Origin of the sequence: Aliivibrio sifiae (genome assembly GCF_002954715.1) — a bacterium.
GTDB lineage: Bacteria > Pseudomonadota > Gammaproteobacteria > Enterobacterales > Vibrionaceae > Aliivibrio > Aliivibrio sifiae.
Genome location: NZ_MSCP01000001.1, coordinates 1,408,906 through 1,431,009 on the forward strand (window position 1 = coordinate 1,408,906; position 22,104 = coordinate 1,431,009).

Genomic DNA, 22,104 nt, shown 5'->3' on the forward strand with positions numbered 1-22,104 from the left:
GATATAAAAGGCCATATATGACCTGTTATCGCTTAACAATTATGAATCTGAAAGTGCATCACGAATGAAGCCGTTATGCTTGGTCAGCTTGTCTGTTGCACTTTTTGCATCGAGTCCTGATAACACCATAAGAATCGCTGTCTTACAGTGGTTATTACATTGAGATAATGCGTCTGAAGCTTCACTTTCTAAGCAACCTGTCGCTTCAATAACAATATTCTTTTGTCTTTGTACTAATTTGGCGTTGGTTGCTTCTACATCAACCATCAAGTTGCCAAACACTTTACCTGTACGGATCATCGCGCCTGTTGTCAGCATATTAAGCACTAACTTTTGTGCAGTGCCTGCTTTCATACGAGAAGAACCCGTCACGACTTCAGGCCCAACCACAGGGGTCATGTTAATGTCTGCCAATTCAGTCATTGGGCTGTTTGGATTACAGCTTAATGTAGCGACTGTCGCTCCAACCGATTTTGCGTATTCCATGGCACCAAGAACGTAAGGTGTGCGCCCGCTCGCTGCGATACCCACTAATACATCCTTCTCGTTTAGCCCTAAATCTTTCAGATCAGAAGCACCAAGCTCTCGGTTGTCTTCTGCATTTTCAACGGCTTTTAAAATGGCTTTATGACCACCCGCAATTAAGCCAACAACCAAATCAGGATTAGAGCCATACGTTGGAGGGCATTCACTCGCATCTAAAATACCTAAACGACCAGAAGTACCTGCACCGGTATAAATCAAACGTCCACCAGATTGAAAAGCTACTGCAATTGCATCAACAACCTCAGCTATTTGAGGAAGAATAGCTTCTACCGCTAACGCGACTTTTTGATCTTCTTTATTAATTACTGTGAGCATATCCACCGTTGATAAAACATCAATTTTCTCACTGGCTTGATTACGGCTTTCTGTTACTAATGTAGTTAAGTCAATTTTCATTGTTAGGCTCTCTTCAAAAGATAAATTCTCAATTTCAATGGTTGTCATCATAAAGAATAAAAAATTCCATTTAGTGACCAAAATCACAACAAAAGTTATTCTAAACTCCCAAAATAGGTGGAATAAATAAAATTAACAATAAGAAAAATTCGATGCAAAAATAAAATAATCACTTTTATTTCAAACATTTAATAAAATAAAGCCATAAAGAATAATGACCATTAATTTGGAATAATTAATTCAAAAAAAGATAGGTACGATGAGTATTTTAGAAAAGATACAAAACCAAAGAAGCAACTTATCTGCAAATGGAATAAAGATTTTGGATTTTATTCTTGATGAACCCACCGCAATTGGCTCATATTCAAGCCAAGCACTTGCTGCGAAAGTCGGCGTGTCGCAATCAAGTATTGTGAAACTGACACAGCGGCTTGGGTTCAAAGGGTTTACTGCTTTTAAGCTGGCGATTATTGAAGACCTAGGACGAAAGCACGCAATACTAGAACCTGAACGTCCAATTCATAACAAAATAAACAGTGACGATTCTTCTTTAACGATCGCGCAAAAGTTAGTACAAGAAAAAAACCACGCTCTTATTGCAACAACCAACGCCATTGATTTTTCAGAGTTTGAAATCATCACCATCCTGCTTAACCAAGCACAACGAATTCAAATAGTAGGCATTGGAGGGTCAGCGTTAACCGCTAAAGATCTGGCCTTTAAACTGTTAAAAATAGGAATGACTGCACTGACTGAACAAGATAGTCATGTTCAAATTGCAACAGCGAACGCCTTAACCAAAAATGACGTTCAAATTGTCATCTCATATTCTGGTAGTCGAAAAGAAATCCTAATGGCGGCACAAACGGCACTTGATAAAGGAGCAACCGTAATTGCATTAACCAGCACAAAGAAAAGCCCTTTACGTAAACTCGCTAATTTTTGTATTGATACGATTGCAGATGAAAGGCAATTCCGCAGTTCATCAATATCTTCAAGAACAGCCCAGAATGTAATTACCGATTTATTATTTATGACGTTATTACAAATAAAAAGCGATACAGCAAAACTATTGATTGATGAAATCTCATCAACGATGAATAGAATTTGATGCCTTCATATTTAGCCAAGAGATCATTGTTACAACGATAAAAGACACAAAAATCAATGTGATCGTAATGGCATTTATAACCTTTTTTCATGATATTTATTGCTAATATTCATAATGGCTTCATAGCCAGTCTATAGTTATATCGGAGTATAGCTTTACGCTTAGCCTTAAACATATACAAACTTTAGGTAAATAATAATATGAATAAGAAAAATATCTGCACCCTAGCAATCTTGTCTGGCCTATCATTTTCAGCGATGGCTTTAGATTGCGATCCAAACCTACTGCCTTCATGGGAAGATGGCACAAGTAAAACTGCGATTGTGAACTACGTAGAACAATCAACAGACTCCTCAAAAAAGACATTTATTCCACAGCAAGATCGTATCGCCGTTTTCGATAATGATGGAACATTATGGTCGGAAAAGCCATATTACTTCCAGTTAGCTTTCGCGCTAGACCAAGTAAAGAATATGGCAAAAGAACATCCTGAATGGAAAACACAAGAACCATTTAAATCTGTTTTGAATAACGATATCAAAGGAGTGTTTGCTGGAGGTGAGAAATCACTACTAAAACTTATCATTGCAACTCATAGTGGCATGACAGTGGAAGAATACCAAGAAACCGTTACTCAATGGTTAAAAGTAGCAAAAGATCCACACTTCAAAAAAGCATATACCGAACTAACGTATAAACCGATGCGAGAAATGATAACTTACCTACAAGATCATGATTTTAAAACTTATATCGTATCTGGAGGTGGCGTTGACTTTATGCGTTCATGGGCACCAGAAGTATACGGAATTCCTGAAGAGCAGATCATCGGTAGCGCACTTAAATACAAATATGATTATAACAATGGTAATCCAACGGTGACTAAGCAACCTCAAATACTAACCAATGATGATAAAGCAGGAAAAGTAGAAAACATTCAACAAATCATTGGGAAAAAACCGGTATTAGCGATTGGTAACTCAGATGGCGATCAGGCGATGATGCAATGGGCAACAAGCCAACCAAACTCAATGGCAATGATAGTTCATCACACCGATAAAAAACGTGAATGGGAATATGATCGTAAGTCGAGCGTTGGCCATTTAGACAAAGCAATGGATGAGGCTAACCAACGTGATAACTGGCATCTTATCGACATGAAAAATGAATGGTGTACAGTTTATTAGCACCGAATCTAACTTATCCCCCTTTTATATTAAGGGGGATATCACGCTTTAAATTAAATATAATACCAATGTAACTAATTAGATGATCTATTTATTACGCAGGAAAATAACTCAAGAGTAAGGAAAAATTCTTGTAAGTAGTTATTCTAACTGGGCAATTGATGCATTTACCTAGGGGTTTAGGCAACATACTTTTATATTCTTGAGTATAATTTAGCCCCATAATAATTGCCCTATTGGTAATTAAATAGAACGGTATAATAAAAATGAAGAACATCTTATTTTCTTTTGAAGGACGTATAAATCGTAAGCAGTTTTGGTTAGGTACACTATTTATGTTAGTGCAAACACTTATTCTATTTGTACTTTTATCAATGACATTCGATCTAGAAACAAATGCACCTAGCGCGGCAGGTTTTGTAGTGATTTTAATTGCTCTTGTTCTTAACCTTTGGGAATCATGCGCGCTTTATATTAAACGATTTCATGACCGCAATAAAAGTGGTTGGTGGATGTTGATTAGTTTAGTTCCATTCATTGGTGGTCTATGGCTATTAATCGAATGCGGATGCTTATCTGGTAATGAAGGCGACAATAAATTTGGCCCAGAGCCAAACTAGTGGGCCATTTATATTAATAAAACGAGCATAACCGCTCGTTTTTAAAAACTCCATTTCACTTGCGCATATAGCAAAGTATTTGGATTCTCTCCAAACACGCTATCAGTTGAACCATCAAAGTACTGAACCACACCCAGTAATTGCCAATTATCTGCTAATGAATACGTATTATTCATCCCTATAAAATACGAACCGTCATCATAATAAGTGCCGATAAGCATCACTCTATTTAGTGCTGATGTATCAAAGCCAATGCTCGAATACCATGTCCAATGGGTAAAACTTAACGTTCTAGCGGTTAACGGAAGATTTAAATAACTTACCGTATTTTCAACATCTTGCGGCTCTGATATATACATAATAGAACCTTGGATAGCCCAGTTAGCGCTACTATTAATACTATAATCCATCTCTAAACTAGAGACACTTGATGCCGTTAGTTCTTCGTTTTGATAATAACGCTGCGTTGGTTCAAACCAACTGAACTCACCTCTTAACCCTGCTCTATAAATATCACCAGCAAAACCAACACCAATCACATAATCCAAGTGGGACTTACCTAATAATAGCTGCATATCCCACCCTTGATTATTAAATAAATACCGACTCGCATAGCTATTTAATTCACTGTCTTTATTTGGGTTTATCACTACATCAACAGAACTCGCAAAACCTAAGTTCTTTGTCACCATCAAGGCATCACTGCCGGGGCGATCTTCATAATCAAAATCATAAATTGAATAGGAATTGAAGATATCATTCGGATTCCAAACCGTCGTCATTCCCCAATTAATACGAAAACGGCCTGCACGTAACTGCCAATCGTCTTTACTCCAATTAATATAAGCACGATCAAACTGTGAATTACCAACCACTCCGTTCTTATCAATCCAATTTTTAGAAAGATCGACATAACCAGAATCGTACGAGATAAAGTCACCATAGTTCGCATGTCTTGCAGTATCACCAAACATAAGACGGTTTCGCATACCTAGATTAACTCGTAATTCATCATTAAAACGATATTCAAAATTAAATCGCTGATGGATCAAGTTATCAAAGCTAGAAGATTCAGAAGAAGAGTTTGGAATAGTACTGCTTGCCATGTATTTTACATAACCGCCTAAATTCCAATTTTTTTCAGGCGTTAAACCGGGGATTTCAGCATAACTAAATAAACTAATAGGCAATAAAAAAGGCACGAACGTTGTGAATAATCTATTCATCGTTCATGCCTCCTATTAGAATATATTGATTTAGTAAGCTTACGCTAACTCTTTAAACTCCATCAATAATTCTTTCTGTTTTTCGTTCAGATTTGTCGGGGTTGCCACGATAATCTCAACCATTAGATCTCCAGTCATTCCTTTACGGCTTTTCACGCCTTTTTCTTTCATTCGGAATTTACGACCACTTTGAGTTCCTGCTGGAACTTTAAGCTTGAAGCGACTTTCTAATGTTTGGATCTCGACTTCACCACCTAATGCTGCGGTAACAAAATCGGTCGTTACTGGGCAAATTAAATCATTACCATCACGTTTTAAATGCGTGTGTGGACGAGTATTAATTTGAATAAGCAAATCACCCGCAGGGCCACCAAATGCACCGGCTTCACCTTTTCCAACGAAACGAATTTTTTCACCATCTTCAATACCAGCAGGTACTTTAACGTTGATTTTCTTGTTTACGCCATTAATCGGTAACTCAATGATTTGCTCACAACCATTAATTGCCTCAGCAAATTCAACGGTCAAATTGAATTGACGATCTTGTCCTTTTTTAGGGCGAGGTTGACGCTGTTGAGAGAACATATCCTCAAATCCGCCACCGAAACCACCACGGCTACGACCGCCGCCGCCAAATGCACCACCGAAAATATCTTCAAACCCTCCAAAGCCACCACCGCCGCCCATGCCGCCATTTTTAAATGCAGCATGTCCGTAGTCATCATACTGACCACGTTTATCAGCATCGGTTAGGATTTCATACGCTTCTTTAATTTCTTTGAATTTGTCTGCTGCTTGAGCATCACCCTGATTCTTATCTGGGTGGTATTTCATCGCAAGACGTTTATATGCTTTTTTGATCTCTTTTTCTGTGCTGCTTTTTGGCACACCAAGGACATCATAATAATCACGTTTAGACATGACTTAACCTCGTCAATGAATAGAAACAGGCGCAAGAGAGAGCTCAAACGCCTGTTATTGAATAAATCTAATCAGTGAAGTTTATGTCCTATCAGATTAAGGTCAAGATCTATCTCACATAAAGCGGTAACTTATTGTGCTTTATCTTCTTTTAACTGCCCATCTTCAAACACAATAATACGCTTGGCTCGATTAAATACCCGTGAATCATGAGTTGAAAAAATGAAAGTCGTCCCTTCTTCTTGATTTAATGCTTCCATTATATCAAGCAGTTCTGAAGTACTTTTTGCATCAAGGTTGGCGGTAGGTTCATCCGCCATAATAAAGCGTGGTTGTGGAGCTAATGCTCTTGCGACAGCCACTCGTTGTTGTTGTCCACCAGAGAGTTGCGCTGGGCGTTTATGTTGTTGATTTTCTAGCCCTACTTTCTTCAATAATACTTGGGCTCTTTGTTTGCATTCTGCTTCAGAATGACCTTGGAGTTGCATTACAAACTCTACATTCTCTAATGCGGTCAATACCGGAAGTAAGCTGTAATCTTGAAAGATAAATCCAATATTGTCACGACGAAACTCTATCAGCTCTTTTTCGTCCATAGTGGTCAATTCATTGCCATCAATACTGACATTTCCCGACGTTGCACTATCTATCCCCCCCATCATATTTAATAATGTGGTTTTCCCAGAACCTGAGGGACCAATCACTGCAACAAACTCACCCTGTTCTATCTGTAAATCCAGATGGTCAACAGCGTGAACAGGAAAATCTGACTCCTGATTATAGGTTTTGCATAACTGTTCAATTTTTATCGTCATACTTTTTACCTTATTGCTTCTCTGCCATGGCTTCGACGGGTTTCTTTTTGATAATTTGATGCGCAGGATACACACCAGCTAATACACTCACACACCAGACCATAGTAAAAACCGCGAGATAATCGGTTATCGAAACGCTTGGGTATAACACTGAATCAACCCCAAACGCATTTAGTCCCTCCGCCATTGCATCCAATGGAATTCCTGTTTTACTTAATACATAGATAAAGAGAATAGAAAATATCACACCAGCACCAGCCCCAATAAAGCCGATAAACCCTGACTCTATAATGATCAAGCGGCGTATATTTTCTTTCTTCATCCCCACCGCCATCAGAACGCCAAATTCTCTGGTGCGTTCAAACACTGACATCAACAATATATTGATGATCCCAAACCCCATTGCGATAACAAAGATCACGAGAATGATCTGATTGCCTGCCGCCATTGAACTCATCATGGTTGATAACAGTGGTTGTAATTGAAGCCAATCTTGTACTCTATTCTTATCTGAAACGGTCAAACTCAGCTTATCTCTAAATTCAGTCACCTGATCTTCATTATGCAATACCATCGCAATCTCATGATCGAAATAAACCAAGCCTAAAGATTGAAGATCCATTTTTCTTACATACACATTAGCATCATCAAACGCACTGGATGAGGTTTTAAAAATCCCTTTCACCCTAAAGGCAGCACCGGTGACTTCTCCTGTTGTGTCAGTAAAAGTGATCACCACTTTAGAAAATACCCTTAGCTTTAAGCGTTCTGCGGTTTTCTGCGAGACTAAAATCGGATTTCGCCCATGATCATCTAACCACTCCCCATCAATAATATGGCTTCTAATTGGGGTTATGGTCGGCTCTGATACTAAATCAATACCGTTAAGTTGAATCCCTCTCGTACTACGCGCTGAAGCTATCATGCCGTTAACTAAGGTTCTGCTAGTCCAGGCTTTCACTTCTGGAGCGTGTTCTAATAACGCTGTGATTTTCGCTTCATCATCGATGACTGAGTTGATATCGGGATTAATTGCATAGTTTTTTTGGTGAATTTGAATATGACTGGTTTGCCATTGAATCGCATTTTTTACAAGATTATCGATAATGCCATTCATAAATCCCATCATCAATATCACACCAACCACACCAAATACCATTGCACCGATCATGATGGAGGTACGTAACTTATTACGCCATACATTGCGCCACGCCAATTTAAGTAGCATGCGAACCTCCTTTTAACGCAGAGACAATATTTAAATGATAGATACGCCATAGCGGGTAGAGTAAACACAAAAACAATAAACCGATGACAACCATAATTTGATTAATGAACAGCCATGAGCTAATTAATACTGGAATGATTGGCTCATACCCCATTTCAAGCATCGCAATGGCGGTATCTCCAGTTAACGTAATCGGATTAAAATATAAATAACCTAAGACTGGTGATGCGATAATCAATCCGATAGCGATACCTAACAGTGAAATAAATAGGGATTCAAAAATGAGCAATTGTAATAATCGCATTCGCCCCATCCCTGTAGCTAACATAACGCCAAATTCACGCTGCCTTTCTAAGGTCATCATCAATAACGTGGCAAAAAGAGCAAAACCAACAATGCCGTATAATATATACATCATGACAATTCCGCTCACCCTATCAATCTGGATCTGTTGTTCCATTTCAGGGCTAAGATCATTCCAAGGACGGACTGAAACCGTTGAGCCATAACCTATCTGAAGATCATTTACCGTTTGTCGTAATTGAGAAAAATCACGCGTATGAAGCACCCAAGCTGTTACTTGGTTTTCAGTACTAAATAGCATTGACGCTTCTTTAATGGGTAAATAAACCAGTTGGTTATTCAACTCTGGCATAGGGAAATGCACAATCCCTCTGATGTGATACAAACCTGCAGCCGTTTGCCCACGGTAGCCCTGCCCATAAAGTACGACTTCATCTCCAACATCCACATTAAAAAATTGAGAAAGCCCTTCTGACAGTAAAATGGATTTGTCGTTTTCTGAGAAGTACTCCCCTTTAACCACTTTATCTGCCAACTTTGAATAGGCATTTTCTTCTTGTGGAGCAACACCAACAACCATAACGCCTTTTGATTTATCCTTGGCAGCAGCAAGAGAAAAGGTTTCAATTCTTGGTAATGTAAATTCAATATTGGGCTGTTGTTTGGCAGGTTGAATAAACTCATCACTCATGGGTAATAAGTCATCAATACTTTGGCTTTCTTTAAATTCGGGGTTTTGTAATTGAATAAGGCCTGTAGATAAACGTGCCGCATTCTCAATATTGGCGGTATAACTTCCTTCTTGAATACTTCGCATTAATAACGACAATATTAGGGCTAATGCTAAAGCAAAAGCCGTTAATAAGGTTCGTCTTTTTTGTCGCCATAGGTTTCGCCAAGCTAACTTAATAAGCATGTTTACCGCCTAATAATTACATTAATTACGCAACGACTTCATCTGCGCTTGAGAGAAAAATTCATCATTAATCAAGAAATTAAAATGGGCTTTATGCGTAATCATTTCTGTTTTATTACCAGGCTTATCTGCTGGGATCATCTCCATTCGAGTTGCGACCATTCTTCCACCCAAGTTCTGCACATCATAGGTCGTCATAGTATTAACTAGTTCATCAAACTCATCGTAAGATTCAACTTTACGCTGTAAAAATGTCTTTTTTGAAATCCACAAGCGAACTTTACTCCATACAACCGGAGCATCTGGTTTGGCAATGGCGTCGATCACCCAAGTTTTATCCCCATCGATCACGTCTTCTTTAATGATTTTATGATCGTAATCCACCACGATAGAAGATTGGTTAATCAAATCATCATTAGTAAAATCCGAACCCATCCATGATTGACCTAGCATTGAAGGGGCAATTTTAATCACACGTTCAATATTCGGGATCCAACTCCACATCTCTTTATCACGTTTTAATGAAGCACTTCCGCGATCTTTAGCTGGACCAGTAATTAACACTAAAGAAAGATTTTGTTCTTTAGTCCAACTTTTCATGCTCATGCTACGAGTCCAGTCAGGACGAATGATGTTCATGGTCAGCTCTGTATAGCTCGAATCACCACGCATTTGTTGATCTGACTTTTTCACTATTGCATTTGCTGTTAGTGATTCCGCAGCAAAAACATGCCCAACAACGCCGAAAAAAGCAAAAAACAGTGCGATTTTGATAATAAGTTTAATTTTCTTTTTCATAATACACCTAGCCATGATGTTTAATTTATGAACATATTTTAATGGATTTATTGTGATTAAATCGTGACCTCTAAGACGAAAAACAGCAAATCTCTGTCAGGATAATGTCAAGATCGGGCCATCGTATTAATAATCCGCTCAACCAAAATGGTTAATGCTTTAGGCTGAAATTTACGCTCTTTATACACCAGATAAGATTGCCTTGATGGGAATTGGCAATCGCTAAAAATCTCAACTAAGTTCATCTCAGGTTGAATCAGATGCACAGGTAATCTCGCCGCTCCTAATCCTTTAATCGCGGCATGAAGTACCTGATCAAGATCGTTTACTTGTAAGCGAGGGCGAATATTTATCTGCTTTAAAGTTTGAGTCGCATCAATGTAAGTTATGTTGGTTTTATCTTCTAATCGGATCCAATCTAGCACTTCTATATCTAGTGTCTCAATATCTGATACTGCTTGTTTATCTATGTAGCTTTTAGAAACAAAGACCCCATGTTTTGCTAGAAAAAGAGGCCTCGCTATCATGCCCTCTGCGCGGCTGATATCAAATGTCAGCACTAAATCTCGATCGGTTTCAGGTAAGGCATCCTCAGCACACAAACTCACTTCTATTTGTGTTTGTGGAAACTCCACTAAAAAATCGACAATCAGATCTCTTATGTACGCATTATAGAAGCGGTATGGCAGAGACAAACGAATCGTCCCCGTGACTTCATCAACGTGTTCACTTAATTGATAACAATGACTCTCTAAATCTGAAAATTGGCTCTCAAGCAATTGGTAATACTGTTGTCCCGTTTCCGTTGGAACCAGTTCTCTGCCCTTCTTTTCTAATAACCGCACTGCCAGTTTTTCTTCCATTAAAGAAAGGCGACGTGACACGGTTGATACTGGAAGATTCAACGCTTTCGCTGCCGCTTGTTGAGAACCTAATTGAACCACTTTGCAAAATAAGAATAAATCATCAATAGTCCCAAATATGGAATTCATACTTTCAAATCTCACTATTTTTTATCATTAATGAAATTAATATACTTAATCTTGTTCAAATAATCACGCTAGAAAGCAACCACACTAATAAATAATATTATTACCAAACAACATAAGAGGATATTTATGAATAAAAAACAGTTTTGGCTATCCGCTTTACTTTCTTCTATCACAATGGCGCTATTAATGTCAGGGTCAATGTCTGCAATTAGGATGGGAGGAGTGAGCCTAGAATGGGTATCCGCTTGGATGGAGGGCTTTACTATCGCATGGCCTGTCGCGATTGTAGCGAACCTTACTATACTACCTAAGATCCGACAATTTACTACTTGGCTATGCCGAGACAAAAAAACTCAACCGGTCACAGCATCATAGTTATTCGTTAATTAAAACCAACGCTTTACTCGATTGGTATATTCAACAAATTCGTCTCCAAATAAAGTACCCAACATTTTCTCTTCAGGTTCAATTTGAAAACGATTTATATAAAGAACGAAGCCTAATGCGCTCACTAAACCCAATGGATGTTGGGTATAAGCAACGCTACTTAGCAAAGTCAGTAATAGTCCAAGGTACATAGGGTTACGAGTGTATTGATAAATACCAGAGTTAACTAAGGATGAGGAACTCTCAGGTTTAAGTGGATTCACTGTTGTTTTAGCTTCTCGAAATTTTTTTACCCCCCATAAAGCAATTACCCCACCTAAAACAATCAAACTAATGACGAGAACATAACTTAACCAAGGCAAGTAAAATAGATTAAAGGGAGCAATGTAGTCAAAAACAAATACTGTCGCCATAAATAACAACATGACTAACGGCGGTGGAATTCTCAGTTCTAATTTTGATAACATATTTTATCCTTAAAAATGTGGTATATTCTTTCCATATAATTATTGTATTAACTTTAGCAGTCGAGATTATTATGTCATCTGATTTTTATGGCTCTAGTGCCGCCTATGCCCGTCAAGAAAGTGGTTACCGCGAAAAAGCATTAAAATTATACCCTTGGGTTTGTGGTAATTGTGCGCGTGAATTTGTGTACTCAAACCTACGAGAATTAACTGTTCACCATAAAGATCATGACCACACAAACAACCCTAATGATGGTAGCAACTGGGAGCTTTTGTGCCTTTTCTGTCATGATCATGAGCATTCAAAATACACAGAACATGATCAATTTGGCTCAGAAATTAAAGCAGGTGAAGATGAGCACCAAGGTGCAACTCACAACCCATTTGCCGCTTTAAAATCAATGATGAAAAAGTAACTATCATTACAATGAAGATGGCCTTTCCACTCACGGTAAGGTCATTATTCTCTTTTTACTCCACGAATATTCAAACCTCATCATGAAAATCCAAAACAGCCCAGTAACTCAGCATCAATTCAATGGCGTCGACTTCTATTTAAAACGTGATGACCAACTCCATCCTCAATTTTCTGGTAACAAAGCTCGAAAATTCATGGGATTATTAGATGGTGATTTTCCTAACATCACGACAGTCATTGGCTATGGTTCTCCACAGGCTAACTCTCTGTATTCATTAGCTGCATTAGCGACATTAAAAAACTGGCAATTAGACTTTTATGTCGACCACATTCCTTCGTTTTTACAAGAAAATCCAAAAGGAAACTATCGTGCAGCATTAGCACTTGGGGCAAATATTATTGCTCTAAATTCACTTGAAAGTGCAAAACAAGATGATGGTTCAGTCTTAAGCAGTTTGGATTACATTCAACATATAAGACAGCCTAAAGAACATGAATTATTTGTACCTGAAGGTGGTCGTTGTGGTCTGGCAGAAAGTGGCGTAAAGCAATTAGCTCAAGAACTTATCATTTGGAAAGAAGAACAAGCACTCACCTCTCTAACGGTTGCTTTACCATCTGGTACAGGAACAACCGCCCTCTTTCTTCACAAGCATTTAAAAGCACACGATATCAAAGTTATTACCTGTGCTTGCGTTGGCGGAAATCAGTATCTCACAGATCAATTTCTGGAGCTTGGTGAATCCGACCACCCAGATATACTCGTACCTAAGAAAAAGCATCATTTTGGTAAATTATATCGTCACGATTATGACATTTGGCAACAACTTCAAACACAAACAAGCGTTGAGTTTGAGCTTCTATACGATCCTTTAATGTGGCGTTGCTTAGTCGATTGGATGCCAAACAACACAGGCCAGACGCTAGTTTATATCCACCAAGGTGGTTTGTTAGGTAATGAAAGTATGTTACCTCGATACCAACGAAAATTTGATTAATTTATACACGACAAAAAGTCATATTTAAGGCATACAATGAAACGCAAAACGCTTTTATTTTGTTTAATGTTACTCTCTCATTCCACACTTGCTTCATCTCTCACAGAGAATATTGAAGCCATTGAATTATCAAGCTCTGGTACTATCGGTATTTCCGTGCTTGATACCGCAACAAATACAACTTGGAATTACAAAGGCGACCAACGTTTTCCAATGATGAGTACATTTAAAACGTTACTCTGTGCTCAAATGCTATACAACTCAAGTGATGGTATTTTAGATAAACAAGCACAAACAAGGATCACTCAAGAGGCGCTAATTCCGTGGTCACCAATTACAGAGAAACAAATAGGTGAAACCATTACCACTGAAAAAGCGTGTGAAGCAACCATGTTAATGAGTGATAACACAGCAGCAAATATCGTATTAGCAGAAATCGGTACACCTAGTTCATTAACCTTATTCTTGCGCTTTATTGGCGACAATACCACTCGATTAGATCGTATTGAACCCGCCTTAAATGAAGCAAAAAGTGGTGATATTAGAGATACAACGACGCCAAATGCCATGACTAATACACTCAACGAACTGCTATTTGGTCAAACACTTAATGCTAAAGATAAACGTACACTAAAAGCTTGGATGGTAAATAACAAGGTCTCCGATCCCTTATTACGTTCTATTTTGCCTCAACAGTGGTTTATTGCAGATCGATCAGGAGCTGGAGGCTTTGGCTCTCGTGGTATTACTGCCATTGTATGGAGTGAACAACGCTCACCAATCATTATTGCCATTTATCTAAAACAAACAGATTTAAATATAGCTGAACGAAATCAAGTTATTGTTGAAGTTGGTAATGCGATATTTAAAGAGTTCACCATAAAGTAATAAAGCACGTATAATCCCCTCAATTCATTTTAGAAAAGACGTTAACATCATGATCATTTTCACTACCAATTTCGGCGATATTCACATTGAGCTAAATAAAGAAAAAGCACCAGTAAGCTCAAAGAACTTTTTAAAGTACTGCCAAGACGGTTTTTATGAAGGCACCATTTTCCATCGTGTTATTAAAGGTTTTATGATCCAAGGCGGTGGTTTTACGACTGATATGCAAGAAAAAGAAATGCGCGCCCCTATTGTTAATGAAGCAAACCGTGGTTTAAAAAACTTAAACGGCACAATCGCTATGGCTCGTACTGATGCTCCTCATTCAGCAACCAGTGAATTCTTTATCAACATTGCGAACAATACCTTCCTTGATCACACAGCAACTACCAACGCTGGTTGGGGCTATGCCGTATTTGGCGAAGTGACAATAGGCATGGATGTAGTTAAAAAAATAGCTAAAATTAAAACTAAATCTATCGGTGAATTTGACGATGTTCCAAAAGAGAGTATTGTGATCGAGAAAGTGACTATTGTAGAAGAATAACAGACCTACTGTTAACTCCGCATAGACGCTAAAAACGGTGCTGAATTTGGCGCCGTTTTCGATCCCACAGATTAATCTAACGTAATAATCTGATTGAACAATGGAACGCCATTTATGTCTTTGTCTAAAAAACTAACGTCTATTTTTGCACCTGTATTATTAATCGTAACATCAGTTGCAAACGCTGCTCTTCCTATTCCTCCGGAAGAAATTAGCCAACCTTACCCTGATGTAAAAGTGCAAACAATCTCCTCAGCAGAAGCACTTATCAATCAATTTAAGCAACAGCAATATCAATTAAACATCACAATAAAGAATGACAGTCTGCCTGCTATTTTTGTAGAAAACCTACCTACTGACTTAAATTCATTGCCTGTTGAGCAGAAAACCTCAGGGTTTATCCGTTTATTGCTGCCGACCATCATTGACGTAAATAAACATATAACAAACGTTAGAAATAAGGTAATTTCGTTATCTAAGCAACCAACAACGAAGTGGACTCAAGAAGAAACTGCATGGATGAAAAACCTAATGGCATCTTATGATATTAAGTCAAATAATGTTGACGAGTTACTTCTGCGTTTAGATGTTATCCCTATTGGTATGGTTTTAGCGCAAGGCATTGATGAAAGTGGTTGGGGTACCAGTTACTTTGCAGTAAACGGAAATAGTTTATACGGTGAGCATCTATCATCTAAAGGCGGTAAGTATTTAAGTACCCCTGGCGGTCATGTAAAAGTGGCCGCATTCGATAACCTATTCGCTGGTACTGCTCGTTATATGTATAACTTAAACACAACCTCTGCATATAAAGATCTTTGGACTTTACGTCAGCAATTACGTCAAGAGAACAAATTATCAGGCAGTGAATTAGTTCAAGCTTTATCTCACTACTCTACGCGTGGACAAGCCTATGTTGATAATCTACGAGCATTAATCAAACATCATAAATTAGATAGCTTTGATACTGCTGAATTTAATACAACACCACCACTTCGTATAAAATTCACTAAATAATTCGTGAGAATATAAATCATAAACCTCTAGCTAATCACTAGAGGTTTTTTATTACAATAAAATCAACATTGATAAGGCAAGTGTCACTAGTGATGGAATTGAATCTGAAAATTTATCAAAACGAAAATGGAAAAATATTGCGCCAATAGACGTCACTGCTATCAACCCTGCTCCCGCATATACAGACCAATCAACAGTAGAGTTCATTAAAGACAAAAGTAGCAATATGGCTCCTGTTAACTCAATTATCCCTACAAGAAACATCATCGTACGATTAAGTCCGTACTTATGAAAAAAGGCCAGTTGTGTTTCAAAAATAAATTTCTGCCAACCAAGGATCTTAATCGAACTGGCAAAAGTAAAAAACGCGATAAGTAAACCAATCATAATCTCTTTCATGTATCTATCCTCTAAGTTTCAATAGAGCCATTAAAGCATTCCTTAAAGCTCAGATAAATGCTACTTTTAACCTAGCTATCATTCCAATTGGGAATACTATGGATAAGTATGACTGTATTAAACTCTTTGTTCGTGTTGCTCAATTAGGCAGCTTTACAGCGACAGCAAATCAGCTGAACCTAACTCAAAGTGCTGTGAGTAAAAAAATCGCTTGGCTTGAAAATAGAATAGGATTTACGTTATTTCACCGTAGTAGCCGAAAAATTCAGCTAACGACACAAGGGGCGGAGTATTTCGTTTACTGTGAAAAGCAAATTATTGAAATGGAGCACACAGAGTTACGCTTGAAAGGTGAATTACATCAAGTATCAGGAGAGTTAACTCTTTCTGTACCCAGTGCAATGGCAACCATGCTATTAGCAGAACCTATCAGCCAATTTATGTCTTTGCACCCTAACCTCACCATTAATGTTTCGGTCAATGATCAACAAATCAACCTCATTAAAGATAACATTGATATTGCAATTAGGGCTTCTGTTTTAGAAGATTCAAGCTATAAAGCTCGACTGCTATTTCAGAACAAGGCCATTTATTTTTCTTCTCCAACGTATCTAAAAAATAAAACACCACCACGCACTATTGATGAATTAAAAGAACATGACTGTCTTACGTATTCCTTAATGAAACCATCGAATATATGGCACTTTTCTCTACCAGAAAAAGAAACTATTAAAACCACGATCAATGAAATATTTAAAAGTGATAGTTCAGAAATGCTATTACAAATGGCTTTACTCGGTCACGGTATTGCTGCGTTACCAAGTTGGATGATTGAAAAGTACTTGGTTAAAGGGGAATTAATCCACCTTCTTTCTGAGTATCACGCCATCACGTTACCTATGTATGCTTTGTATAAAACCGATGAGTTTCAACCGTATCGTGTTCGAGCTTTTATTGATTATCTCGTTGATTATTTCCAAAACCAATAACGATAATATCACGCTATCTGACACATTTTTGACCAAATTAAACTGGACGGTTGGTATACAGGCCAGTTACACTTTCTAGCTTACTTTAGTAACAGGTAAATAATGATGAAAGACATGCGACAATCTATGCTCGATGCAGGGGTTACACTGATTAATGAACATGGTTTTGCTGGCGTAGGCTTGATGAAAATCATCAATGAAGCCGAAGGAACGAAAGGTTCGTTTTATCATTACTTCAAATCTAAAGAGCATTTTGGAGAGATCTTACTAAGTGACTACTTTGAAGAACACTTAGCTACGCTAGAATCTTTTCTGAATGATGAGGCAATGACTCGCAGTGAGCGTGTAAAAACGTATTTCGAATACTGGGCAACCTCTAAATTGACCGAAGATTTCCATATTAAATGTCTAGTCGTAAAACTGGCAGGTGAAATCTCTGGAGCGTCAGGAAAAATGCAGATGGTTATGGCTGAAGGCGCAGAAAAAGTGATTCAACGTATGGCTCAGTTCTTTGAACAAGGCAATGCTGAGAACGACTTCACTATTCAAAACCCAGAAGACACCTCTCGTATGATGTATAGCTTATGGCTTGGTAGCACATTGTTAGCCGCAATGCAGAAACGCAGAGAAATCCTTGAGAACGCAATGCAAGAGACTCTGGCGATTCTTGAACGCTAAGTAGCCTTAAATAAAAAGCTCGTCATTGTGCGAGCTTTTTACGTTTTAGAATAGTTTGTCTCAAACCATCGGGCCACTTTATATTCAAAATAGACGAAAACTGAAAAGAAATACCCTTCTGCCTCGCATCAGAAATCTAATTATTATGCTCGTTTTAATTAACGCAGGTGCGCTGGCGTTTTCGATTTATCACGCGTTAAATAATAATATAGATAAACAAGTGAATAGACAATAACAAAGCCATCTAATGCAAATACTCCACTCCATCCATAGAACCAGCTGTATTCATTAACGCATATGTTATATAGGAATAATCCAACAAACATTGATTTCTCAAACGCACTGTAAATCATGGTTGAAGTCCGTAATTGTTTGTATTTCGCAGAAAACATCAGCAACACGCCAATACAGCCAACCATCACACCCCAATGTTGATAAGTGGCTTGGAGGTATTCTTTATTCTCCATCATCGCTTCGTTGTAAAAAAAGAGGTTTTGCATACTCCACTCAGGCGCTAAAAACGTCATGAATGCTGTGGCGGTTAAAAATCCAGTACCTAACAAATAGGCTTTCATGGTTTTTTCAAAAAAACGTTCTAACATAATCGAACTCTCAAAAAAGTAGTTATAAACTTAATATAGGAATTGCCGTTATCTAAATCCATATTCCAGTAACAATACGCATCATCGACAGTTAAATGAAATGCACAACGATCGATTAAAATCACTCTAACGCAGTTAATTTTTCACTTTGCTTTTCATTAGCCACCTTGTTATTAGATTGGCGACATAATACACAATACAAACCAGTCGGTCTAGCGTTTATTTGTCAGCGTATTGTTAATCGTTATGACTCATTATTTTTCTATCTCAGTCTGGATTTCACTTTTTTATACACTAGGCTTTATATGAAGAACAAAAAATAGCCTAAAAACAAGGATGTGAAAATGACCAGAATTCATGCTCTTTCTACCAGTTTACTCGCCCTCTCTTTTCTTGGAACATCTGCAATTGCAGATGAAATGAATACAGAAAAATCCGGATGGGAACACAGTGTCGAGATCTATGCTTTGGCACTGAATATTCGAGGCGACAGTACGATTGGTAACTTTTCAACAGACGTTGATGTTGATCCTAAATTCATCATGGATCATATAGACATGGGCGCAATGCTTCACCTTGAAGGCATATATGATAATCAATGGGGTTATTACCTTGATTATAGCTACATGAAACTCAGTGGGAAATCCGATGCGGTATTCAATAAATCAGTAGAATTACTTAAAGGTAAAGTCGACATACGACAAGGGGTACTAGAAGCCAAAGGGTTTAGACGTTATCAATACGATTTTGGATCAATTGATTATATGTTTGGTATCCGTTGGTGGGATAACGACATTGATGCCAAGTTATATACCGACGGCGGAAAGTTGGATGCAAGCCGAAGCTTAAATGAAGATTGGGTAGATTACTTAATTGGTGCACGTTGGATAACTGACATTACCGAACAATGGCAATTTCACGCTAGTATCGATGCAGGGTTAAGCAGCGATACCAGTTTCACAAGTTCCGTATTAACTGGGGTGCGATATGAAATGAACGAATGGTCAGATTTAAACATGGCGTATAAATCCACTTGGGTTGATTATGATAATGAAGGCACATTCACTTATAACACCGCCTCACAAGGCTTCCTTGTTGGTGTTGGACTGTATTTCTAAAGTCTCTACCCTACCTCTTAATAACGCCAAGACGAGCTAAAAAAAGAGGCACTCAATTGAGCGCCTCTGTTCTATTCTATGTGCTGCTGCGTCTTTCTATAAAGAAAGAATCACACCTGCAATCGCGGCACTCATTAAGTTCGCTAATACACCCGCAGTGATTGCTCGGAAACCCATTTTAGCAATGAACGAACGACGCTCTGGTACTAAACTTCCCAAACCACCAATCAAAATAGCCATGGTTGAAATGTTTGCAAAACCGCACAAGGCAAAAGTCACGATAGCCACTGAATGATCACTTAATTGATCTTTCACTTCCATCAATTGGATGAAGGCAACAAACTCATTTACCACGATCTTATTACCAATTAATGAACCCGCAAGAATCGCTTCGTTCCATGGCACGCCTAACAAGAAAGCCACAGGTGCAAATACATAGCCAAGGATCAATTCAAAGCTCAGATTAAACCCAAATAAATCGCCCACATGACCTAATAAGCCATTTAGCAATGCAATCACACTCACGAATGCTAATAGCGTTGTACCTACTGCTACTGCAATACGTAAACCAGACATTGCGCCGTCAGCCAATGCTTCAAATACATTAGTTGCGTGATCGATTTCTACTGAAGTGATCTCATCGTCGTTATTCTCTTCGTTACCTGGTGGCACCATCATTTTTGCCATCAATAAACCAGCCGGTGCTGACATGAATGCCGCTGAGATCAGGAAGTTAAGATCAACACCAAGTGATGCATAGCCAACCATTGTACCGCCAGCCACAGACGCCAAACCACAGGTCATTACTGCAAAAAATTGAGAATCACTCATGTGCTTCAAGTAAGGTTTAACGACAAGTGGAGCCTCAACCATACTCACAAAGATGTTAGCAGTCGCAGCAAGTGATTCTGCACGTCCTGTACCCAATAAGCGTTGTAAGCCACCACCAATAAAGTTAATCACTTTAGGCATAATACCAAGATGGTAAAGCGCAGAAATAAGAGCAGAGAAGAAAATGATAATACCAAGCACATTAATAGCAAACACAAAGCCGACTTTGCCTGTCGCTAAACCACCAAATAAAAATGCAATCCCTTGTTGTCCGTAATCAATTACGCTTGAAACACCAGCAGTTACTGAGTTTAAAACTTCTTTACCTGCAGGAACATAAAGGACCAATAGAGCAAATAGAATTTGCAGACCAAACGCCAAAGAAACGGTTCTTAAAGGGATGTTGCGGCGATCAGTCGAACATAAATAAGCAAATAGTAAAATGGCGAAAATACCAAGTAGCGATGTCATGACAGTAACCTGTGCTATCGAAAATGAACCCGCATTCTAATGCGCAAAGGTTTGCGTGCAAGTCGGGTTTGCTAACGCCCTGTTAATGGTGATTTAGATCACACTTTGTAATTATACTTAACTTATTGATTTATAAAATAAGAAAGGAATTCAGAAACGGTATTGTTTCCATATGGAAAAGATATTTATTTCAAGGCTGATAATTGATTTAAGTCATTGATTAAAAAGGCATCAGCGCACTGTATTTAATTTAATCAATGACAATATTAGACCCATAATTGTTTGATTATAACTTAACCCGTTTCATTAACGCTTTGTCCCAATATGGCTGTTGGCCAATGTGTTCTCGTAAGAAGTCAATAACAGCACTTATCTTTTTTGGCAGGTGCTTGCGGCTTGGATAAACCGCATAAATTGGCATTTTTTGACTCGCTTTCCAATCAGGTAATAACTGAATCAATTTGCCATCATTAAATTCGTTCGTTAATAAGTAACTGGCTAAATACGCTACACCCCATCCCGAAATCGCAGCATCTCTTACTGCTTCTGCTAAATCAACACGATAATTACCAGATACCTTTACGCATAAGGCCTCATTATCTTTGCTGAAATCCCAATTACTGTAGTCGCGGTGACGGCTTTGGTAAGTTAAGCAATTGTGCTCAGTTAAATCTTGAGGATGATGAGGAACCGCTTTATCGATCAAATAATCAGGTGAAGCTGCCAGTACAAAATGCGAATCTGCTAATCGCTGTGCAACATAGCCTTCAGGTAAGTCTTCAAAATTAGTCACCCACAGATCCAAACCCTCTTTAAGCATGTCTGCACGATGATCGAACAAACGAACTTCGACCTGAAGATCCGGATATTGGTGACGCAATTTATCTATCGCTGGGATAATGTGCATGGTACCAAAAGACTGTGATAACCCTAAACGCAAGATGCCTGCGACCTCATCGCGTTCATTATCCATAATGGCACTGGCTTCGGTCATCGCACTGTACATCTTTTCACAATACAAATAGAACTGTTGCCCTGCATCAGTCAGTGTTAACGAGCGTGTCGTTCGCTGTACTAACTTAACGTTAAGCTCTGCTTCTAATATTCCCAGTTGCTTACTCACATGAGAGGTAGATACACCCATTTGTTTTGCGGCAGCCGTAAAACTACCCGCTTTGGCTAGGGCGTAAAATATCACCATTTGACTGGCACGATCATGCATCTCTCTTATCCTTCTA

25 protein-coding genes are annotated in these 22,104 nt (G+C 38.4%); 12 read left to right on the forward strand and 13 right to left on the reverse strand.

Annotated elements, in window-relative coordinates:
- Window positions 1-39 precede the first annotated feature (39 nt).
- Window positions 40-942 (reverse strand): N-acetylmuramic acid 6-phosphate etherase, encoded by a 903-nt coding sequence (gene murQ / locus BTO23_RS06220; RefSeq protein ID WP_060991811.1) that lies wholly within the window; start codon window positions 940-942, stop codon window positions 40-42.
- Between the two features lie 259 nt (window positions 943-1,201).
- Here murQ and BTO23_RS06225 point away from each other — a divergent pair, with 259 nt between their 5' ends.
- The 3 genes from BTO23_RS06225 (at window position 1,202) to BTO23_RS06235 (ending at window position 3,857) form a co-directional block, all read left to right on the forward strand.
- The gene (locus BTO23_RS06225; RefSeq protein ID WP_105063173.1) at window positions 1,202-2,053 is read left to right on the forward strand and encodes an SIS domain-containing protein; all 852 of its coding nucleotides are present in this window, start codon (window positions 1,202-1,204) and stop codon (window positions 2,051-2,053) included.
- A gap of 200 nt (window positions 2,054-2,253) precedes the next feature.
- The gene (locus BTO23_RS06230) at window positions 2,254-3,237 is read left to right on the forward strand and encodes an HAD family hydrolase (protein ID WP_061002195.1); all 984 of its coding nucleotides are present in this window, start codon (window positions 2,254-2,256) and stop codon (window positions 3,235-3,237) included.
- Between the two features lie 266 nt (window positions 3,238-3,503).
- Window positions 3,504-3,857 (forward strand): DUF805 domain-containing protein, encoded by a 354-nt coding sequence (locus BTO23_RS06235; RefSeq protein ID WP_060990744.1) that lies wholly within the window; start codon window positions 3,504-3,506, stop codon window positions 3,855-3,857.
- 41 nt (window positions 3,858-3,898) lie between these two features.
- Here BTO23_RS06235 and BTO23_RS06240 read toward each other — a convergent pair whose 3' ends face one another.
- The 7 genes from BTO23_RS06240 to BTO23_RS06270 all read right to left on the reverse strand — a co-directional run bounded on the left by BTO23_RS06240 (window position 3,899) and on the right by BTO23_RS06270 (window position 11,056).
- Window positions 3,899-5,083, reverse strand: a complete 1,185-nt coding sequence (locus BTO23_RS06240; RefSeq protein WP_105063174.1) for a hypothetical protein — start codon at window positions 5,081-5,083, stop codon at window positions 3,899-3,901.
- Between the two features lie 39 nt (window positions 5,084-5,122).
- Entirely contained in the window at window positions 5,123-6,004 is an 882-nt protein-coding gene (locus tag BTO23_RS06245; protein ID WP_105063175.1) for a DnaJ C-terminal domain-containing protein, read from the reverse strand.
- Between the two features lie 131 nt (window positions 6,005-6,135).
- Complete coding sequence (locus BTO23_RS06250; protein WP_061002191.1) at window positions 6,136-6,819, reverse strand: ABC transporter ATP-binding protein; 684 nt, start codon at window positions 6,817-6,819, stop codon at window positions 6,136-6,138.
- 10 nt (window positions 6,820-6,829) lie between these two features.
- A complete protein-coding gene (locus BTO23_RS06255) occupies window positions 6,830-8,047 on the reverse strand; it encodes an ABC transporter permease (protein WP_105063176.1) in 1,218 nt (405 codons plus the stop codon).
- A complete protein-coding gene (locus BTO23_RS06260) occupies window positions 8,037-9,266 on the reverse strand; it encodes an ABC transporter permease (RefSeq protein ID WP_061036814.1) in 1,230 nt (409 codons plus the stop codon). Before BTO23_RS06260 ends, BTO23_RS06255 begins: the two co-directional genes overlap by 11 nt.
- A gap of 21 nt (window positions 9,267-9,287) precedes the next feature.
- Window positions 9,288-10,064 carry an outer membrane lipoprotein-sorting protein gene (locus BTO23_RS06265; protein WP_060990738.1) on the reverse strand — a complete coding sequence of 259 codons (777 nt, stop codon included), beginning with the start codon at window positions 10,062-10,064 and terminating at the stop codon, window positions 9,288-9,290.
- A 107-nt stretch (window positions 10,065-10,171) separates the two neighbouring features.
- Window positions 10,172-11,056 carry a LysR family transcriptional regulator gene (locus tag BTO23_RS06270; RefSeq protein ID WP_061002187.1) on the reverse strand — a complete coding sequence of 295 codons (885 nt, stop codon included), beginning with the start codon at window positions 11,054-11,056 and terminating at the stop codon, window positions 10,172-10,174.
- A 126-nt stretch (window positions 11,057-11,182) separates the two neighbouring features.
- On the opposite strand from BTO23_RS06270, the gene BTO23_RS06275 reads away from it, so the two are divergent.
- Complete coding sequence (locus tag BTO23_RS06275; RefSeq protein WP_060990736.1) at window positions 11,183-11,431, forward strand: DUF2798 domain-containing protein; 249 nt, start codon at window positions 11,183-11,185, stop codon at window positions 11,429-11,431.
- An 11-nt stretch (window positions 11,432-11,442) separates the two neighbouring features.
- On the opposite strand, the gene BTO23_RS06280 is transcribed toward BTO23_RS06275, so the two are convergent.
- Window positions 11,443-11,910 (reverse strand): methyltransferase family protein, encoded by a 468-nt coding sequence (locus BTO23_RS06280; RefSeq protein ID WP_061028502.1) that lies wholly within the window; start codon window positions 11,908-11,910, stop codon window positions 11,443-11,445.
- 71 nt (window positions 11,911-11,981) lie between these two features.
- On the opposite strand from BTO23_RS06280, the gene BTO23_RS06285 reads away from it, so the two are divergent.
- The 5 genes from BTO23_RS06285 to BTO23_RS06305 all read left to right on the forward strand — a co-directional run bounded on the left by BTO23_RS06285 (window position 11,982) and on the right by BTO23_RS06305 (window position 15,778).
- Entirely contained in the window at window positions 11,982-12,326 is a 345-nt protein-coding gene (locus BTO23_RS06285) for a YajD family HNH nuclease (protein ID WP_060990733.1), read from the forward strand.
- Window positions 12,327-12,408: 82 nt separating this feature from the next.
- On the forward strand, window positions 12,409-13,326 hold the full coding sequence (locus BTO23_RS06290) for a 1-aminocyclopropane-1-carboxylate deaminase/D-cysteine desulfhydrase (RefSeq protein WP_105063177.1): 918 nt from the start codon (window positions 12,409-12,411) through the stop codon (window positions 13,324-13,326).
- A gap of 36 nt (window positions 13,327-13,362) precedes the next feature.
- Window positions 13,363-14,214 carry a class A beta-lactamase gene (gene bla / locus BTO23_RS06295; RefSeq protein WP_060990731.1) on the forward strand — a complete coding sequence of 284 codons (852 nt, stop codon included), beginning with the start codon at window positions 13,363-13,365 and terminating at the stop codon, window positions 14,212-14,214.
- A 49-nt stretch (window positions 14,215-14,263) separates the two neighbouring features.
- The gene (locus BTO23_RS06300) at window positions 14,264-14,761 is read left to right on the forward strand and encodes a peptidylprolyl isomerase (RefSeq protein WP_060990730.1); all 498 of its coding nucleotides are present in this window, start codon (window positions 14,264-14,266) and stop codon (window positions 14,759-14,761) included.
- A 114-nt stretch (window positions 14,762-14,875) separates the two neighbouring features.
- A complete protein-coding gene (locus BTO23_RS06305; protein WP_105063178.1) occupies window positions 14,876-15,778 on the forward strand; it encodes a glucosaminidase domain-containing protein in 903 nt (300 codons plus the stop codon).
- Between the two features lie 51 nt (window positions 15,779-15,829).
- On the opposite strand, the gene BTO23_RS06310 is transcribed toward BTO23_RS06305, so the two are convergent.
- Window positions 15,830-16,177 carry a DoxX family protein gene (locus BTO23_RS06310; protein ID WP_061028499.1) on the reverse strand — a complete coding sequence of 116 codons (348 nt, stop codon included), beginning with the start codon at window positions 16,175-16,177 and terminating at the stop codon, window positions 15,830-15,832.
- Window positions 16,178-16,275: 98 nt separating this feature from the next.
- Here BTO23_RS06310 and BTO23_RS06315 point away from each other — a divergent pair, with 98 nt between their 5' ends.
- Together BTO23_RS06315 and BTO23_RS06320 are read left to right on the forward strand one after the other, a co-directional pair.
- The gene (locus BTO23_RS06315) at window positions 16,276-17,166 is read left to right on the forward strand and encodes a LysR family transcriptional regulator (RefSeq protein WP_061028497.1); all 891 of its coding nucleotides are present in this window, start codon (window positions 16,276-16,278) and stop codon (window positions 17,164-17,166) included.
- A 105-nt stretch (window positions 17,167-17,271) separates the two neighbouring features.
- Window positions 17,272-17,844, forward strand: a complete 573-nt coding sequence (locus tag BTO23_RS06320; RefSeq protein WP_105063179.1) for a TetR/AcrR family transcriptional regulator — start codon at window positions 17,272-17,274, stop codon at window positions 17,842-17,844.
- A gap of 158 nt (window positions 17,845-18,002) precedes the next feature.
- On the opposite strand, the gene BTO23_RS06325 is transcribed toward BTO23_RS06320, so the two are convergent.
- On the reverse strand, window positions 18,003-18,446 hold the full coding sequence (locus BTO23_RS06325; protein ID WP_105063180.1) for a hypothetical protein: 444 nt from the start codon (window positions 18,444-18,446) through the stop codon (window positions 18,003-18,005).
- Window positions 18,447-18,790: 344 nt separating this feature from the next.
- Between BTO23_RS06325 and BTO23_RS06330 the strand changes: the two genes are divergently transcribed.
- The gene (locus BTO23_RS06330; protein ID WP_061011691.1) at window positions 18,791-19,564 is read left to right on the forward strand and encodes a hypothetical protein; all 774 of its coding nucleotides are present in this window, start codon (window positions 18,791-18,793) and stop codon (window positions 19,562-19,564) included.
- Window positions 19,565-19,660: 96 nt separating this feature from the next.
- Here BTO23_RS06330 and BTO23_RS06335 read toward each other — a convergent pair whose 3' ends face one another.
- Both BTO23_RS06335 and BTO23_RS06340 read right to left on the reverse strand, forming a co-directional pair.
- Entirely contained in the window at window positions 19,661-20,866 is a 1,206-nt protein-coding gene (locus BTO23_RS06335; RefSeq protein ID WP_060990723.1) for a NupC/NupG family nucleoside CNT transporter, read from the reverse strand.
- A 286-nt stretch (window positions 20,867-21,152) separates the two neighbouring features.
- Window positions 21,153-22,088, reverse strand: a complete 936-nt coding sequence (locus tag BTO23_RS06340; RefSeq protein WP_060990722.1) for a LysR family transcriptional regulator — start codon at window positions 22,086-22,088, stop codon at window positions 21,153-21,155.
- Between the last annotated feature and the right edge of the window lie 16 nt (window positions 22,089-22,104).

What these genes read in the sequence shown, in the direction of transcription:
- murQ (WP_060991811.1), bottom strand. Translation starts at nt 942, where the DNA reads ATGAAAATTGACTTAACTACATTAGTAACAGAAAGCCGTAATCAAGCC.
- BTO23_RS06225 (WP_105063173.1), top strand. Translation starts at nt 1,202, where the DNA reads ATGAGTATTTTAGAAAAGATACAAAACCAAAGAAGCAACTTATCTGCA.
- BTO23_RS06230 (WP_061002195.1), top strand. Translation starts at nt 2,254, where the DNA reads ATGAATAAGAAAAATATCTGCACCCTAGCAATCTTGTCTGGCCTATCA.
- BTO23_RS06235 (WP_060990744.1), top strand. Translation starts at nt 3,504, where the DNA reads ATGAAGAACATCTTATTTTCTTTTGAAGGACGTATAAATCGTAAGCAG.
- BTO23_RS06240 (WP_105063174.1), bottom strand. Translation starts at nt 5,083, where the DNA reads ATGAATAGATTATTCACAACGTTCGTGCCTTTTTTATTGCCTATTAGT.
- BTO23_RS06245 (WP_105063175.1), bottom strand. Translation starts at nt 6,004, where the DNA reads ATGTCTAAACGTGATTATTATGATGTCCTTGGTGTGCCAAAAAGCAGC.
- BTO23_RS06250 (WP_061002191.1), bottom strand. Translation starts at nt 6,819, where the DNA reads ATGACGATAAAAATTGAACAGTTATGCAAAACCTATAATCAGGAGTCA.
- BTO23_RS06255 (WP_105063176.1), bottom strand. Translation starts at nt 8,047, where the DNA reads ATGCTACTTAAATTGGCGTGGCGCAATGTATGGCGTAATAAGTTACGT.
- BTO23_RS06260 (WP_061036814.1), bottom strand. Translation starts at nt 9,266, where the DNA reads ATGCTTATTAAGTTAGCTTGGCGAAACCTATGGCGACAAAAAAGACGA.
- BTO23_RS06265 (WP_060990738.1), bottom strand. Translation starts at nt 10,064, where the DNA reads ATGAAAAAGAAAATTAAACTTATTATCAAAATCGCACTGTTTTTTGCT.
- BTO23_RS06270 (WP_061002187.1), bottom strand. Translation starts at nt 11,056, where the DNA reads ATGAATTCCATATTTGGGACTATTGATGATTTATTCTTATTTTGCAAA.
- BTO23_RS06275 (WP_060990736.1), top strand. Translation starts at nt 11,183, where the DNA reads ATGAATAAAAAACAGTTTTGGCTATCCGCTTTACTTTCTTCTATCACA.
- BTO23_RS06280 (WP_061028502.1), bottom strand. Translation starts at nt 11,910, where the DNA reads ATGTTATCAAAATTAGAACTGAGAATTCCACCGCCGTTAGTCATGTTG.
- BTO23_RS06285 (WP_060990733.1), top strand. Translation starts at nt 11,982, where the DNA reads ATGTCATCTGATTTTTATGGCTCTAGTGCCGCCTATGCCCGTCAAGAA.
- BTO23_RS06290 (WP_105063177.1), top strand. Translation starts at nt 12,409, where the DNA reads ATGAAAATCCAAAACAGCCCAGTAACTCAGCATCAATTCAATGGCGTC.
- bla (WP_060990731.1), top strand. Translation starts at nt 13,363, where the DNA reads ATGAAACGCAAAACGCTTTTATTTTGTTTAATGTTACTCTCTCATTCC.
- BTO23_RS06300 (WP_060990730.1), top strand. Translation starts at nt 14,264, where the DNA reads ATGATCATTTTCACTACCAATTTCGGCGATATTCACATTGAGCTAAAT.
- BTO23_RS06305 (WP_105063178.1), top strand. Translation starts at nt 14,876, where the DNA reads ATGTCTTTGTCTAAAAAACTAACGTCTATTTTTGCACCTGTATTATTA.
- BTO23_RS06310 (WP_061028499.1), bottom strand. Translation starts at nt 16,177, where the DNA reads ATGAAAGAGATTATGATTGGTTTACTTATCGCGTTTTTTACTTTTGCC.
- BTO23_RS06315 (WP_061028497.1), top strand. Translation starts at nt 16,276, where the DNA reads ATGGATAAGTATGACTGTATTAAACTCTTTGTTCGTGTTGCTCAATTA.
- BTO23_RS06320 (WP_105063179.1), top strand. Translation starts at nt 17,272, where the DNA reads ATGAAAGACATGCGACAATCTATGCTCGATGCAGGGGTTACACTGATT.
- BTO23_RS06325 (WP_105063180.1), bottom strand. Translation starts at nt 18,446, where the DNA reads ATGTTAGAACGTTTTTTTGAAAAAACCATGAAAGCCTATTTGTTAGGT.
- BTO23_RS06330 (WP_061011691.1), top strand. Translation starts at nt 18,791, where the DNA reads ATGACCAGAATTCATGCTCTTTCTACCAGTTTACTCGCCCTCTCTTTT.
- BTO23_RS06335 (WP_060990723.1), bottom strand. Translation starts at nt 20,866, where the DNA reads ATGACATCGCTACTTGGTATTTTCGCCATTTTACTATTTGCTTATTTA.
- BTO23_RS06340 (WP_060990722.1), bottom strand. Translation starts at nt 22,088, where the DNA reads ATGCATGATCGTGCCAGTCAAATGGTGATATTTTACGCCCTAGCCAAA.